Here is a 14158-nt window from a genome sequence, read left to right as displayed (position 1 = left end):
TTATGAATGTTGTTGCTTGCGTTTATATTCACTTGGGGTACAATGGTACTGCGCCTTAAATACCGTTGAAAAGTAATTGGGGCTGGCGAAGCCTACCATGTAAGTTATTTCGGAGATGGAATATCCTTCATGGGTCAATAGGTATCGGGCCTTTTTTAACCGGCGGTTCAAAATATAATCGGTAATGCTGCAGCCCAATAACGCTTTTACTTTACGGTATAATTGCACCCGCGAAACGCCGATATTCTTGCAGATATCATCTACATTAAAGTTTTCATTGGCCAGGTTTTGTTCTACTATACCTGCAAAATCATTAAGGAATTTTTTATCAAGCGATTTTGATACCGGTATTTTGCCGTGGCTTACATCGCTGGTAAAGTGTTCTTTAAGTATCACCCTGTTTTTGATGAGGTTTTTTACCGTTGCCAGTAGTTGATCATAATTAAAAGGTTTAACCATATACACATCGGCCATGCTGTCAATACCATCAATTTGCTGCTCAACGCTGGCCTGCGCCGTAAGCAATATCACCGGGATGTGCGATGTACGGATATCCGTTTTAAGGTTTTCGGTAATGACCTTGCCCGACATGCCAGGCAGCATTACGTCTGATATAATAAGGTCGGGTACTTTTTCAAATGCTTCCGCCAAACCCAGTACACCGTTATCCGCTGTAAAGACTTCGTAATCAGCACCCATTTTATCGGCAAGGTAACCAAGCAAATCGGTATTATCTTCAATGATAAGGATCGATTGCTCTTTAGGGTTGGCAAGGGCAGTTGTGTCGGTATTTATTTCATATTGCTCAAGATCAGCCGTATAAATACGGGAGCGTTCATCAATAGCTACAATGTTAACAGGCTTGCCGACCTGGCCGGTACTGTAGTTGTACGGATTGCCAAGCGGCAGTGTAATGGTAAAAATGGTTCCCTCCCATTTTTTGCTGCTTACTCTGATGCTGCCATGGTGCAGGGAAATGATCTCTTTAGATAAGGAAAGTCCCAGGCCCGAACCCTTTGCATCACCATTATCGGCCTGGTAAAATTGGTCGAAAATATGTTCAGCTTCTTCCGGCTCCATGCCTATGCCGTTGTCCTGGACAACTATTTCAACGTTTTCGGTATTTTGAGAGCAGGTTACCTGGATGCGGCCATTGTCTTTAATAAACTTAAATGAGTTGGATAGCAGGTTAAAGAAAACTTTGTCCAGCATATTCGCATCAAACCATACACTGATGTTTTTTTCCGCCGATATCAAGTTCAGGCTAATGTTCTGTTTCCGGGCATTATGCCGAAAGCTATCCATGATATCTATAACAAAATCAATCAGGTTGTTTGGTGCCGCGTTAATTTGCTGTTTATCGTACTCAATTTTGCGGTAGTCAATCAGCTGGTTAACCAATCTTAACAGCCTGAATGTATTTTTATGGATAAGTTTTAAATTTTTGCCAGCTATAATATTCAGCTTCTCGTTTTTCATCATATCATCAACCGGTGATAGGATGAGCGTTAATGGTGTACGGAACTCGTGCGAGATATTGGTAAAAAAATTCAGCTTTGCTTCGGTGGCAACCTCAGCCCGGGCCGACATTTCCATTAATTGGTTACGCTGTAACAAAATTTCGTTATTTTTTACTTCCAGGCTTTTGTTAATCTTGCGGTTTTCCATCAGCCAGTAAAAGGCAAGCCCACCAAAAACAATGGCCAGCACCAGTGTTATTATAATGATATTTAAAATGAGCTGCTGGCTGTTGTAAACCTGCCGCTGTTCTTCCAGTAATGACTGCTGCCGTTCAATATCCTTTTGCTGGCTGCTGATCTTGTTCCATTGCATTTTCATCAGCTGCACATTGGTTGAATCGATAACCAGCGATTGCAGGATGTTTTCTTTGGCAAAAGCCTCCTTATTCAAGATCCTGAATGCGATGGTAATAGCCTCTTTACCACCGGTGGGGTATACCAAACTGGCATCAATAGTTTTTGATGCTACCATTTGCAGGCCTCCGCCGGTTCCGGGCATCGCGTCAACACCCAGCACTTTAACATGGTGGTTTAAATGCAGGTTGTTCAAAACCTCTCTTGATGCGCTTGCCATGACATCATTATGGGCAAACAGCGCATCGGCTGTGTTTAAATCGGACTGTACCTGATAAAGTTGTTTTTGGGCATGACCTTTCAGCCAGTCGCCATATACCTGGGTTTTAATGTGTATATTATTAAATTTGGCTAAGGCATCGCTAAAGCCCCTGTGTCTTTCAATTGCCGGCGAAGAGCCGGGCAGACCCATCACCTCTACAATATTATTGTTGCCCTTTAAATTACTGCCAATATATTCGCCGGCCATTTTGCCTATCTGGTAATTGTCGGCGCCCACATAAGCGGTGTAAAGGTCTGATGAAGTTTTACGATCAATGACAATAACCGGGATCCCTTTATTATACGCCTGCTCTACGATGCCTGTTAAAGGTTGCGCCTCGTTTGGCGATATGATGAGCAGATCGATGCCTTCATCCAGCATTCGCTTTACCTGTTCAATTTGTTTTTTACTACTGTTATCGGCATCTGCATAGATAAAACGGGCATCGGGATGTAATGAAAGTTCCATTTTCATTTCATCCAGCATATTGCGCCGCCACAAGTCTGAGCCTACACATTGCGAAAAGCCTATGGTATACTGTGATGTTTTGTCGGCTTTTTTACAGCCGGTAAATACCATTAGTATAATAAATATGGTTAGCAATAACAGGTTGCGCAGGTGATAAAGCAAAGCCATTATAAAATATTAAGTATCCGTTTAAGTATGGTTTTATTGGTTAATACAATCCTTTTTGGGGGAGGACGTATACAAAAGTATCGATAAAAGTTTTTATAATGCAAATAACAGACTCCATCCGACGGCTTCCACTGTGTCATCATGTATCAAAACTGGAAATACGGTGTATCAAAATCAAACATCCGGGTGAAACAGTACAGGAAATTTGTTTTATATAGCTGATAATCAACAATCTATAATTATCTAAATTTTTATACTCTTTTGGTATAAAATCAATAACTGCCGCTTTGCATATCGTCCTACTTTGCAACTGTAAATCCAATTAACACCTTTTATAATTATTATGAGAAAACATTCCGTCCTGGCCTGGTCCATGGTCGTGGCCCTTGGTGGCTTCCTTTTCGGGTTTGATACCGCTGTGATATCGGGCGCCGAAAAATCTATCCAGCAATTCTGGCACCTGTCTGTAATGGAGCATGGGCTTACTATATCTATCGCGCTTATTGGTACCGTAATTGGTTCGTTGTTCGGTGCAAGGCCATCAGATATCTTCGGACGAAAAAACACTTTATATTTTGTGGCTGCCGCCTATTTGTTATCATCAATAGGTACCGCGCTTGCCGATAACTGGTACCTGTTTTTAGTATTCAGACTATTAGGCGGCCTTGGTGTAGGTATATCCTCAGTAACAGCGCCGATTTATATTTCAGAAGTATCGCCCGCCGATAGAAGAGGGCGTTTAGTAGGTTTGTTCCAGTTCAATGTGGTATTGGGTATTCTTATCTCGTACTTATCTAATTATCTTATTAGCCAGGGCGGCGAAGCGTCATGGCGCTGGATGCTGGGTGTCCAGGCCTTCCCATCCGCACTGTTTTTAGTACTGATTTACTTTATACCGGAAAGCCCGCGCTGGCTCATCCTTAAAAAAGGCGAAACCGACAGGGCATTGGAGATCTTGCGCGTAATAAACCCGCTTAACTGCGAGCAGGAGCTGGCGGCTATCAAAGACTCTACCCTTCATGATACCGCTTCAAGCAGTAGTCTTTTCTCCGGTCAGTATAAAACACCGGTAATATTGGCCGTGCTCTTCGCCTTTTTTAACCAGGTATCGGGTATTAACGCCATTATCTACTACGCGCCCCGCATATTTGAAATGGCAGGGCTTGGCGCGCACTCTTCGCTGTTATCTACGGTTGGCATCGGGTTAATCAATTTTATATTCACCCTGCTGGGCATCAATATTATTGATAAGGTAGGCCGGCGCACATTAATGCTGGTTGGTTCATTCGGGTTAATAGCATCGTTATTCCTGGTGGCTTTCACCTTTTACTCCGGGCACTTAAGCGGATTTGCAATCCCTGTTTATATGATGATGTTCATCGCCTTCTTCGCCTTTTCGCAGGGGGCGGTCATCTGGGTGTTTATATCCGAAATTTTCCCCAACCAGGTGCGTGCTAAAGGTCAAACACTGGGTAGCTCAACCCATTGGGTAATGGCGGCCATCATCGCTTTTTGCTTCCCCTACCTGGCCGAGTCATTAGGCGGCGCGGTTACGTTCTCATTTTTTGGTGTAATGATGGTATGCCAGCTCATTTTTGTTTGGCGTTTTATGCCCGAAACCAAAGGCCGTTCCTTAGAGCAGATAGAAACTAATATGGTAATGCATTAATCATATAATAATGATAAACCCGCAAACAAACATATCAACCCCGGCCATTTGCTACGGCGAGATCCTTTGGGACGTATTGCCCGATGGCCCGCAGCCTGGCGGCGCTTTGCTCAACGTTTCGTATCACCTGAATAAATTAGGCGTACCGGCTAGCCTGGTAAGCAAAATAGGTAACGATGCCAGCGGCCAAAAGCTGGAAAACCTGCTTGATGGCTGGGGAATACCTAAACATTTGTTGCAAACAGATACCGAACACCCCACCAGCCAGGTAATTGCCAAAATGAATAACGGCAACGAAGTATCGTACGAGATCGTTTTCCCTGTAGCATGGGATTTTATTAACAATAGTAAACACATCATTACGCAATTGAAGCCGTCAACCTACCTGGTGTATGGCAGCCTTGCATCAAGGAATAGTGTATCGCGTAATACTTTGTTTGAACTGTTGGAAAGCGATGCTATTAAAGTGTTTGATATTAATCTGAGGCCGCCGTTCATCAGCCGCGATCTGTTGGATGAATTGCTTCATAAAGCTGACATTGTAAAATTTAACCAAGCCGAACTGGAAATGGTGCAGGGCTTATTCCGAGGATCATTCTGGAAGGAATCGGAACAGATCAAATTTATCCAGGATCATTTTACCATCCCCGAGATTATTGTTACCAAGGGGGAGTTTGGCGCATCGTATTACAAGGGCGATAAGGCCTATCATGTAGCCGGCCGCGAAGTAAAAGTTATAGATACGATTGGCAGCGGCGATTCGTTTTTAGCCGCCTTTATAGCCAACCATTATCATGGCGAACAGCCACAAACCTTATTGAAAAATGCAATAGCGATGGGAGCATTTATTGCGACAAAGAAAGGAGGTTGCCCGGATTATAAAATCAAAGAATACCAGGACTTTATCAACAAAATATTTTAACCAACCCATAAACTTAAATTAAAATCAATGAGAAAACTATTACTTATTTGTTCCTTGCTTATACTGCTAATAAGTGAAGGATACGCGCAATCCCGTATTATCACCGGGACTGTATTGGATAACTCATCTAGACCAATGGATGGTGTTACCATAGGGGTTGTTGAAACCCAAAAATCAGTACTATCAGATGCTAACGGAAAATTCAGTATCTCCGTTGCCACCGGACAGTCAATCAGGTTCTCATACGTAGGCACTCAGCCTATTGTGATAACTATTGCAGCCGATACTAAAGTACTTAACATCGTATTTAAAGATGCTGCAAATGCACTCAATGAGGTAGTTGTAACCGGTTACACATCCGAAAGAAAGAAAGACCTGACGGGCGCGGTAGCAGTTGTTGATTTAGCCCCGGTAAAAAACAACAGCTCGGGTAATACTATGCAGGCTTTGCAGGGCAGGGTTGCCGGTTTGTATATCGAAAAAGATGGATCGGCTAATGGGTCAACCAGTAGAATCCTGATCAGGGGAGCCAACACTTTGGGCAATAACAATCCTTTATATGTTATTGATGGTATACCCACCACCAGGCCCGAAGTGTTTCAAAATCTGTCACCCTCAAACATCGCATCGGTACAGGTACTAAAAGATGCCTCTGCCGAGTCGATCTACGGATCGAGGGCTTCAAATGGCGTTATCATTGTTACCACAAAAAATGGCGGCAATACGCAGGGTAAAGTTCAGTTCCAGTTTAATAACAGCACATCTGTTCAGTCCGAAAAATCATTGCGTTTTAAAATGCTGAATTCAGCAGACAGGGGAAAGGCGTTATGGCAGGCTTCGGTAAATGATGGTCAGGACCCGGCTGCCGGATACGGCGATATATACACATTTAACTGGAATGGCAATTATAACAACCCGGTTTTAAACAGCGTGGTACCCAAACAATTTGTAGGCGGCGATCCTAATACCCCCGCCGGTGATACCGACTGGCAAAGTGTGCTGTATAAAACAGCCATGGTTTATAATAATGATTTCACAGCATCGATTGGTAATAAGAACGCATCGCTCGAAATAAATTTTGGCAACATCAAAAATACAGGCCTGGTTAGGTTTACCAAATATAACCGTACTACAGGTAGCATTAACGGTGTGGTGCGCGCTTTTGATAACAAAGCCACATTTGGCGTAAATTTAAAAATAACCAACTCCAACGAAACGCTTACTACCACGGATCTGGGTGGTGCTGCAACCACATTTTTGGCAGTCACGTTAGCGCCGACTATACCCGTATATCAAAAAGATGGTGTTACTTATGCCGGCGAGTCAGGCGCAGGTTATTCTGACAGGAACAATCCATTGCACATGCAGGATCTGGCCAAATGGAATAATGCCAACCGGGTAAACACATTTGGGAACGTTTTTTTAGAAATTCAGCCGGTTAAAAACCTGTATTTTAAATCGAATTTTGGAGCCGATAATGCAGACTACCTGAGTAAAGTAATAACACCAACCTTTCAGGAAGGCGCCCTTGCCCGTACAACAAACAGCTTGTTTTTTGATCAAAACCATTACCTGAGCACTACTTTTTCCAACACTTTGAGGTATAATTATGATTTAAATAACAATAATCATTTCAAGCTATTAGCAGGTACCGAGTATATTAAAACCTTTACCGATTTTCAAACTACCCTTAAACAAGGCTACGCCATACAAACTGAAGATTATTTCACTCTGGATGCCGGCACAGGCAATACCATTGTAACCGGTCGGTCAACCGGGAACAGTTTGTTTTCGCAGTTTGCACGGTTAGATTATAATTACGCCAGCAAATATTTAGCCTCGGTAACCGTACGCCGTGACGGCTCTTCAAGGTTTGGTTCAAATAATCAATATGGTATTTTCCCGGCTGCTTCTTTTGGTTGGAAAATTGACCAGGAAGGCTTCATGAAAAACAATACCATTTTTTCTGAACTAAAACTAAGGGTTGGTGTAGGCCGGGTTGGTAACCAGGAAATTGGCGACCAATCGCGCTTCACGCTTTATGATACCCGGTATGGTACTACCCAAAATCAATTGACACCAGGTTTCTGGGAGCAATATATGAATGTTGGTACAGCCTACTCGCTTTCCGGAGCCAATACGGGTTCATTACCCTCGGGCTTTGTACAAACCCAGGCTGCAAACCCAGGCCTTAAATGGGAATCTACCGAAGAGATAAACGCGGGACTCGATTTTACCATCCTGCACGACAAGATCTCAGGATCATTTGACTATTTTACCCGGAGAACCACCGGTATCCTGATTACGCCTCCTGTTGCATCGGCATTGGGCGAGGGCCAATCAAAGACCGTTAACGGTGCCTCAAAAAGCAATAAAGGCTGGGAGTTTTTAGTAACCTACCACGGCCAGCAATCAGGCGATTTCAATTACAATGTAACTTTAAACTTTTCTCACTTTAGAGACAAGATCACAGATTTACCGGAGAACGTTAGGCCGGCTTATCCAGGGAATATAGATAATACTATAATAGGGCATTCCCAGTTTGACATATTCGGCTATAAAACAAACGGTCTTTTCCAATCGCAGGCCGAAGTAGATGCTGCCCCAACGCAAATCGGCGCAGGGCCGGGCAGGATCCGTTATGTTGATATCAATCATGACGGGAAAATTGACGCCAACGATCAAACCTGGATAGGGACTACATTGCCGGCTTTAGAGTATGGCGTAAGAATTGATCTGACCTACAAAAAATTCGACCTGTCAATATTCGGGTCGGGTGTTGCCGGCAGGAAAGGATTTGATGTATATACCCTGTATAACAATTTGATGCATAGCCGCGAAAACGTAGGTCCGGGTGTGTTTGACGGCTGGACACCGCAGCATACCAATACAAAGGTGCCGGCACTAACGCTAAAAGATAACAATAATGAAGGTCGTACTTCTGACTACTTTATTGTGAATACCTCTTACTTCAAATTGCGCAACGTCCAAGTTGGATACACTATTGTACCTAAGGCGGTATTTACAAAGCTGCGGGTATTCGCGATGGCCGAAAACGTATTTACGTTGAAAAGTAAAAACTATTTAAGCCCCGATCCTGAAAGGATTGACCTCGGCCCGGTTCCAATTCCTAAAGTTTTCAGTTTTGGTATCAACGCATCATTTTAACGACAAAAACTATTCAGTATGAAAGCAAAAATATTATTTACAGCTGTTTTATCCGGGCTGATCATCCTCAGCTCCTGTAAAAAAGCGTTAGACTATACACCCAAAGGCGTATTGTCTTCATCAGATTTAAAAACACCCGCCGCAATTGAGGGTTTGGTAACAGCAGCCTACGCTGCTATTGGTAACGGCGATATGATAGGGCCAATCTACAGCGACTGGGCTTACGGTAGCGTTCGTTCAGATGATGCCTACAAAGGCGGCGGTGGTACCAGCGATGTGGGCGAGGTTGACGCTTTGGAGCATTACAACCTGGTGACCCCATCAATGGACTCATTTGTTTCACGTACCTGGAAAAACCTGTTCAAGTCTATTTCCAGGGCAAATGTGGCACTAAAGGCTGTAAACTCACTCTCCGAGGCCGATTACCCAAATAAGAAAATACGTTTGGCCGAATTGAAATTTTTGCGCGCCCATAGTTATTTCACCATGAAACTACTATATAAAAACGTACCTATTTTTGACGAAAACGCAACTCCAGATGATATCCTGAAAGTTTCAAACACCTTATCAAATGAGGATTCCTGGAATAAAATTGCGACCGACTTTCAATACGCCATTGATAACTTGCCAGCTAGCCAACCAGAGTTAGCCAGAGCCAATAAATTAAATGCCCAGGCTTATTTGGCTAAATTAAGGCTTTACCAGGCTTACGAACAGGACGAAAAACACCATGTAATCAATATCAACAAAACAAGGTTACAAGAAGTGGTTACGCTTACCCAGGCGGTTATTTCCTCTGGAAAATATTCATTAAGTACAGATATTGCCGACGACTTTTTACCAGAAACTGAGAACGGGCCGGAATCTGTATTCGCGATACAGTTTACTATTAATGACGGCACTACCGCCGGGCGTCTGAATTTTGAAGATGGGTTAAATTACCCCCACGGCGCGCCGCAATATGGCTGCTGCGGTTTTCATGCCGCAAGCCAAAACTTGGTGAACGCACACACCACCGATGCAAATGGATTGCCCAACTTTGATTCATTTAACAGCAGCATTGCCGATTTAACAAAAGTAACGGTTGACCCCAGGTTAGACCATACCGTTGGAATAGACGGGCATCCATATAAATACGACAACACAAAGCTATTTAGCAACAGCTGGGTACGTGATCCGGGTGTTTACGGAAATTTCCATACCATGCGTAATCAGCAATTGGCTACAAGCTCATCCTATTTTAAGCTTGGTCCGTTCATGGGCTCGGCAAAAAATTATGACATCATCAGGTACGATGATGTGTTGCTCATGCAGGCCGAAGCCTATATTGAGCTTGGCCAGCAGGCAAACGCTTTACCCCTAATTAATCAGATAAGAAGCCGTGCAGCAGCAAGTACCGGCCGATTGAAAAAGATAGATGGCACCTTTCCGTCTAACTACAATGTTAAACCCTATACTTTAGCCAACTGGACACAAGAGTATGCCCGTAAAGCCTTGCAATGGGAAAGGCGATTGGAGTTTGCAACAGAAGGTGCACGTTTTTTTGATTTAGTACGATGGGGAATTGCCGAAAAAACCTTAAACGACTATATCAATGTTGAAAAGGTGAGAAGAACATTTTTAGCTACAGCCAAATTTACGGCCGGAAGAGACGAATATCTGCCCATTCCACAATCTGAAATAACATTTACCAATGGTTTATATAAACAAAACCCAGGGTATTAATTTGTCAACAAAAATAAAGGGCCCTGGTTTGGTAAAGTAAACCGGGGTTCCCTTATTTATGAAATATTTATTTACTGTTTTTAAATATCCTTGCATAATAATATATTTTATTAAAAACTTAAATTATGAAAACAAAATGCGGCATGTTGATGCTGACAGCCTTTATCACCATAATTGGTGTTTGCAGAGCTCAGGATTTACAAAAAAAAACGTACACAGAGCAATACCGCCCGCAGGTACATTTCTCGCCAAAAGCGCATTGGATAAATGACCCCAATGGCATGGTTTACTTTAACCATACCTACCACTTGTTTTTTCAGTATTATCCCAAGGATATCATTTGGGGACCTATGCACTGGGGGCACGCTATAAGTAAGGACCTGATGCATTGGACAGAGTTGCCGATAGCTTTATACCCGGATAGCCTGGGTTACATATTTTCGGGCAGTGCTGTTGTCGATTCCAACAATACATCGGGCTTTGGTAAAAAGGGGAAGATCCCGATGGTTGCCATATTTACCCACCATGATCCGAAAGGAGAAAAAGCAGGGACTGAAGTTTTTCAGAACCAAAGCATTGCCTACAGTTTAGATAATGGTACTACCTGGACCAAATACAGCGGCAACCCGGTACTGAAAAATCCGGGCATCCGGGATTTTCGTGACCCTAAAGTAATGTGGTATGCCAAACAGAAAAAATGGGTAATGACTTTAGCTACTAAAGATCACATCACTTTTTACTCGGCTCCTGATTTAAAAAACTGGAAAAAGGAAAGTGAATTTGGTTTAAGAGTGGGGGCACATGGCGGCGTATGGGAGTGCCCGGACCTGTTTCCTTTAAAACTGAACGGTAAAACATACTGGATATTGGTGGTAAACCTTAACCCCGGAGGACCCAACGGCGGCTCGGCCACGCAATATTTTGCAGGTAGCTTTGATGGAAATAAATTCATACCCATTGATTCCAACACCAGGTGGCTTGATTACGGTCCCGATGAGTACGCCGGCATAACCTGGAGCAATACGGGTAGCCGCAAAATATTCTTAGGGTGGATGAGTAACTGGCAATATGCTAACCAGGTACCCACCCAGACCTGGCGCAATGCCATGACTATACCTCGTGAGCTTGAACTGCAACAAAGCAAGGGTAAAGTTTTACTGGCATCCAAACCGGTAGCAGAACTGAAAAACAGCTACACCAAAACAATTGCTTTAAAGCAATTACAGATAGATAAAACCATTGACCTTTCTTCAAGGATCAGTAGTTTTAAAAGTCAGTATGTTTTAAAGTTGCGTTTAAAGCAGCTACAGGATTATAGCATTAAGCTGTCAAATAAAAATGGAGAAGAATTGCTGATAGGCTATGATGAAGGAAAAGATCAATATTTTATTGACCGTACAAAAGCAGGGAAAACTGACTTTCAAAAGGATTTTGCCGGCCGTTTTACAGCTCCACGTTTAACTACTGCTAAAAACTCAAATATCACCATCGTAGTTGATAAAACATCGGTTGAGCTATTTGCCGACGGTGGTTTAACTGCCATGACGGCCGTTTATTTCCCGAGTGGTGACCTTAATAACCTTGCCCTCTCGACATCTGGCAAACTAACTATTGATAACCTCAGTATGTCCGGGCTGCGTTCTATCTGGAAATAAACCGGCCTTGAACGCTTGCTGTTTGATTGTTCAAAAGATGTTTCAGGTGATCTGGATGGATAAACGACCGCCTTTCAGTATTGATCAGGTTTTGTTTTAGCCTATTCACTTCATGGAAATGAATAGTAACCCTATATGAAAATGCGGTGTGGCAACCGCACGGTTACAGAGAGTCTTGCTTTTTTTTCGGCTGGCTGACTTTAAGCAGATAGGCCTTAAACCAAAGATTTTCCACTGACTCGTAAATATCTTTACTTGTGCTCAAATAAACAGAAGCCTGAGGCATATTATCTGTATAAGCGTTTAATCGCCCCGCAAGCTGATCCATTACTACATGGTTTTGCTGTGATAACGCCTGTAGCACACTGGATAATAAGAAGAATAGCAGAAAGCATTGCACCGGTAATTTTTTCACATTATTCATTCGTAAAGTACCGATAGTATTTTTATTTTTAGTTAAGCAATACAAGGATACTACAGGTGTAAAAAGGCTCTATCGTTAAGGGGTTTATCTACAAACAACGTTCTGACTAACGAATATTCGGACGATTGGTGACTTTCGTTTCTCATTTTAATGATGGTATAGAGATAAGCATAAGGACCATGGTCCTTATGCTTATCTGAGATTCTGTTTCCCCGGACATTTCAGGGTCACCAGGTTCATGCTACAGTTGCATGCCTGAAGATTTTATTGTGCGATGAGTTTCCATTGTTGATTATAGCTCGAACCGCTCACCCATTGCTGCATAACAGATCCATTAGCCGTTAAACCTCCCGTATCAAGACACTTTCCTGTTGCAAGGTTAATGATCTTATAATAACCGCCTCCTGCGGAAACTATTGACCAGCGCTGCGTACTATTGGTATTTACTGTATTTTGTTTTACCGATGATCCATCGGCCGTGTTTCCGCCGGTGTCCACACATTCTTTTCCCGTTACACAGCTTAGCGTATAGTACCCATTAGTATAGCTGACGTTCCATTTCTGGTTAGGGCTTGTACCGTCGGCCCATTGCGCTATAGTTGCACCATCAGTTGTACTACCCAAATTATCGAGATTAAGACCGGATGCTCGGTTTTGAAGCTTGTACCGGCCATCAGCAATTGGCCCCAGCCAAACTGGTGATGCGGTCAATTTCCATGACCATCTGTACATATTTGCAGTACCCGGACTAACCTCTACTAACGTGTCATTTGCCTTATACCAACGGTAGGTATCAATATCATTAACACCCGACCATGCTATTGTGCCCATAGAATTATCCCTGGCATAGGAAAGCGCTCCGGTTAAAAATGCCTGATCAACATACACCCCGGTATCCCACTGCCACCAGAAACTCATGTTCCTGAATGTCTCGATACCAATTTCTGTAACCACGGTACGGGCTGCGTAAGAACCCGTTCTGGCCGACATGATACTATAGTAACTTGACCAAACATCATAGGAACCCCAGAACCACCAATAACAGTGTAGCCCCAGATATTGATTGGTCAATCTTGTATCGGCTCCAACGGTAGTGACGTCAGAGGCGTAGCCCGTACCATCCAGGATACATTTCCCGTTAGCGGGGCTAAATGTGGTCAGAAAACCACCATATAAATTATTCAAATCGGTACTGGAATAATCAACCGGCTCGTTAATGGGCTCATATAACACCGAAGTATTATTTTTATATACATTGTCCACCGTTTGCCACATGGTAGTCCATTGCGTAACATCTGGTACATGATGCACGCCTACAGGCCAATAACAAAGTATCACCTTACATCCATTCGATACGATAGCATTTATGGCAGCCTGGTATACGGGCCAATAAGTAGAGCTTGAGGCAGTCCATGGATTTATAGGCATTCTGATAGTAGTTCCACCGCTTACTTTAACAGCACTGGAAATACGGGTACCTACCGCGGCGGCTTGTGTTGTAGTCAGCGATATGGTCATACCACTGGGCAGAACAACTCTTCCATCCCCCTCATTACCATTAGGATCGGCCCAGTTGATACCCCGAAAAGAGTTCGTATTATCTGTTCCGGTTGCTGTCACAGCAAGATGACTTTTCGAAGCTGCGCCTGCTGCCGTGGTAGATTTTTTTAAAGCATCTTTTGAACAGCCCGCTAAAATGGCTATCAAGCAGCATACTGCCTGAAGAATTAAGTTTCTTTTCATTGGTTTTAAGTTTAAGGTTTATTGTATTTGATTTAAGTTTGGAGTGTTCTCTTCCTGTACCAATCTTTTTGGTTGTAAGA

8 protein-coding genes are annotated in these 14158 nt (G+C 43.1%); 5 read left to right on the top strand and 3 right to left on the bottom strand.

Annotation, left to right across the window (positions count from 1 at the left end; genetic code table 11):
- The gene (locus tag BLR84_RS04755) at window positions 1-2772 is read right to left on the bottom strand and encodes a substrate-binding domain-containing protein (protein WP_255366854.1); all 2772 of its coding nucleotides are present in this window, start codon (window positions 2770-2772) and stop codon (window positions 1-3) included.
- A 343-nt stretch (window positions 2773-3115) separates the two neighbouring features.
- On the opposite strand from BLR84_RS04755, the gene BLR84_RS04750 reads away from it, so the two are divergent.
- The 5 genes from BLR84_RS04750 to BLR84_RS04730 all read left to right on the top strand — a co-directional run bounded on the left by BLR84_RS04750 (window position 3116) and on the right by BLR84_RS04730 (window position 11911).
- Window positions 3116-4441: a sugar porter family MFS transporter gene (locus BLR84_RS04750; RefSeq protein WP_090465050.1), complete on the top strand. Its 1326-nt coding sequence runs from the start codon at window positions 3116-3118 to the stop codon at window positions 4439-4441.
- A 10-nt stretch (window positions 4442-4451) separates the two neighbouring features.
- Entirely contained in the window at window positions 4452-5363 is a 912-nt protein-coding gene (locus tag BLR84_RS04745) for a carbohydrate kinase family protein (RefSeq protein ID WP_090465047.1), read from the top strand.
- Window positions 5364-5390: 27 nt separating this feature from the next.
- Window positions 5391-8531 (top strand): SusC/RagA family TonB-linked outer membrane protein, encoded by a 3141-nt coding sequence (locus BLR84_RS04740; protein WP_090465044.1) that lies wholly within the window; start codon window positions 5391-5393, stop codon window positions 8529-8531.
- An 18-nt stretch (window positions 8532-8549) separates the two neighbouring features.
- On the top strand, window positions 8550-10256 hold the full coding sequence (locus BLR84_RS04735; protein WP_090465042.1) for a RagB/SusD family nutrient uptake outer membrane protein: 1707 nt from the start codon (window positions 8550-8552) through the stop codon (window positions 10254-10256).
- A gap of 125 nt (window positions 10257-10381) precedes the next feature.
- Window positions 10382-11911, top strand: a complete 1530-nt coding sequence (locus tag BLR84_RS04730) for a glycoside hydrolase family 32 protein (RefSeq protein ID WP_218128205.1) — start codon at window positions 10382-10384, stop codon at window positions 11909-11911.
- Window positions 11912-12074: 163 nt separating this feature from the next.
- On the opposite strand, the gene BLR84_RS04725 is transcribed toward BLR84_RS04730, so the two are convergent.
- On the bottom strand, window positions 12075-12335 hold the full coding sequence (locus tag BLR84_RS04725; protein WP_090465039.1) for a hypothetical protein: 261 nt from the start codon (window positions 12333-12335) through the stop codon (window positions 12075-12077).
- A gap of 264 nt (window positions 12336-12599) precedes the next feature.
- The gene (locus tag BLR84_RS04720; RefSeq protein WP_090465036.1) at window positions 12600-14078 is read right to left on the bottom strand and encodes an RICIN domain-containing protein; all 1479 of its coding nucleotides are present in this window, start codon (window positions 14076-14078) and stop codon (window positions 12600-12602) included.
- Window positions 14079-14158: the final 80 nt, after the last annotated feature.

Origin of the sequence: Mucilaginibacter sp. OK268, from assembly GCF_900103125.1 — a bacterium.
Lineage (GTDB): Bacteria > Bacteroidota > Bacteroidia > Sphingobacteriales > Sphingobacteriaceae > Mucilaginibacter.
Note: the sequence above shows the minus strand (reverse complement) of the source record. Positions and strands in the feature narration are given on the sequence as shown.

Excerpts from the sequence above, each read along its gene's own strand:
- BLR84_RS04755 (WP_255366854.1), bottom strand. The coding sequence starts at position 2,772 with ATGGCTTTGCTTTATCACCTGCGCAACCTGTTATTGCTAACCATATTT.
- BLR84_RS04745 (WP_090465047.1), top strand. The coding sequence starts at position 4,452 with ATGATAAACCCGCAAACAAACATATCAACCCCGGCCATTTGCTACGGC.
- BLR84_RS04735 (WP_090465042.1), top strand. The coding sequence starts at position 8,550 with ATGAAAGCAAAAATATTATTTACAGCTGTTTTATCCGGGCTGATCATC.
- BLR84_RS04740 (WP_090465044.1), top strand. The coding sequence starts at position 5,391 with ATGAGAAAACTATTACTTATTTGTTCCTTGCTTATACTGCTAATAAGT.
- BLR84_RS04750 (WP_090465050.1), top strand. The coding sequence starts at position 3,116 with ATGAGAAAACATTCCGTCCTGGCCTGGTCCATGGTCGTGGCCCTTGGT.
- BLR84_RS04730 (WP_218128205.1), top strand. The coding sequence starts at position 10,382 with ATGAAAACAAAATGCGGCATGTTGATGCTGACAGCCTTTATCACCATA.
- BLR84_RS04720 (WP_090465036.1), bottom strand. The coding sequence starts at position 14,078 with ATGAAAAGAAACTTAATTCTTCAGGCAGTATGCTGCTTGATAGCCATT.
- BLR84_RS04725 (WP_090465039.1), bottom strand. The coding sequence starts at position 12,335 with ATGAATAATGTGAAAAAATTACCGGTGCAATGCTTTCTGCTATTCTTC.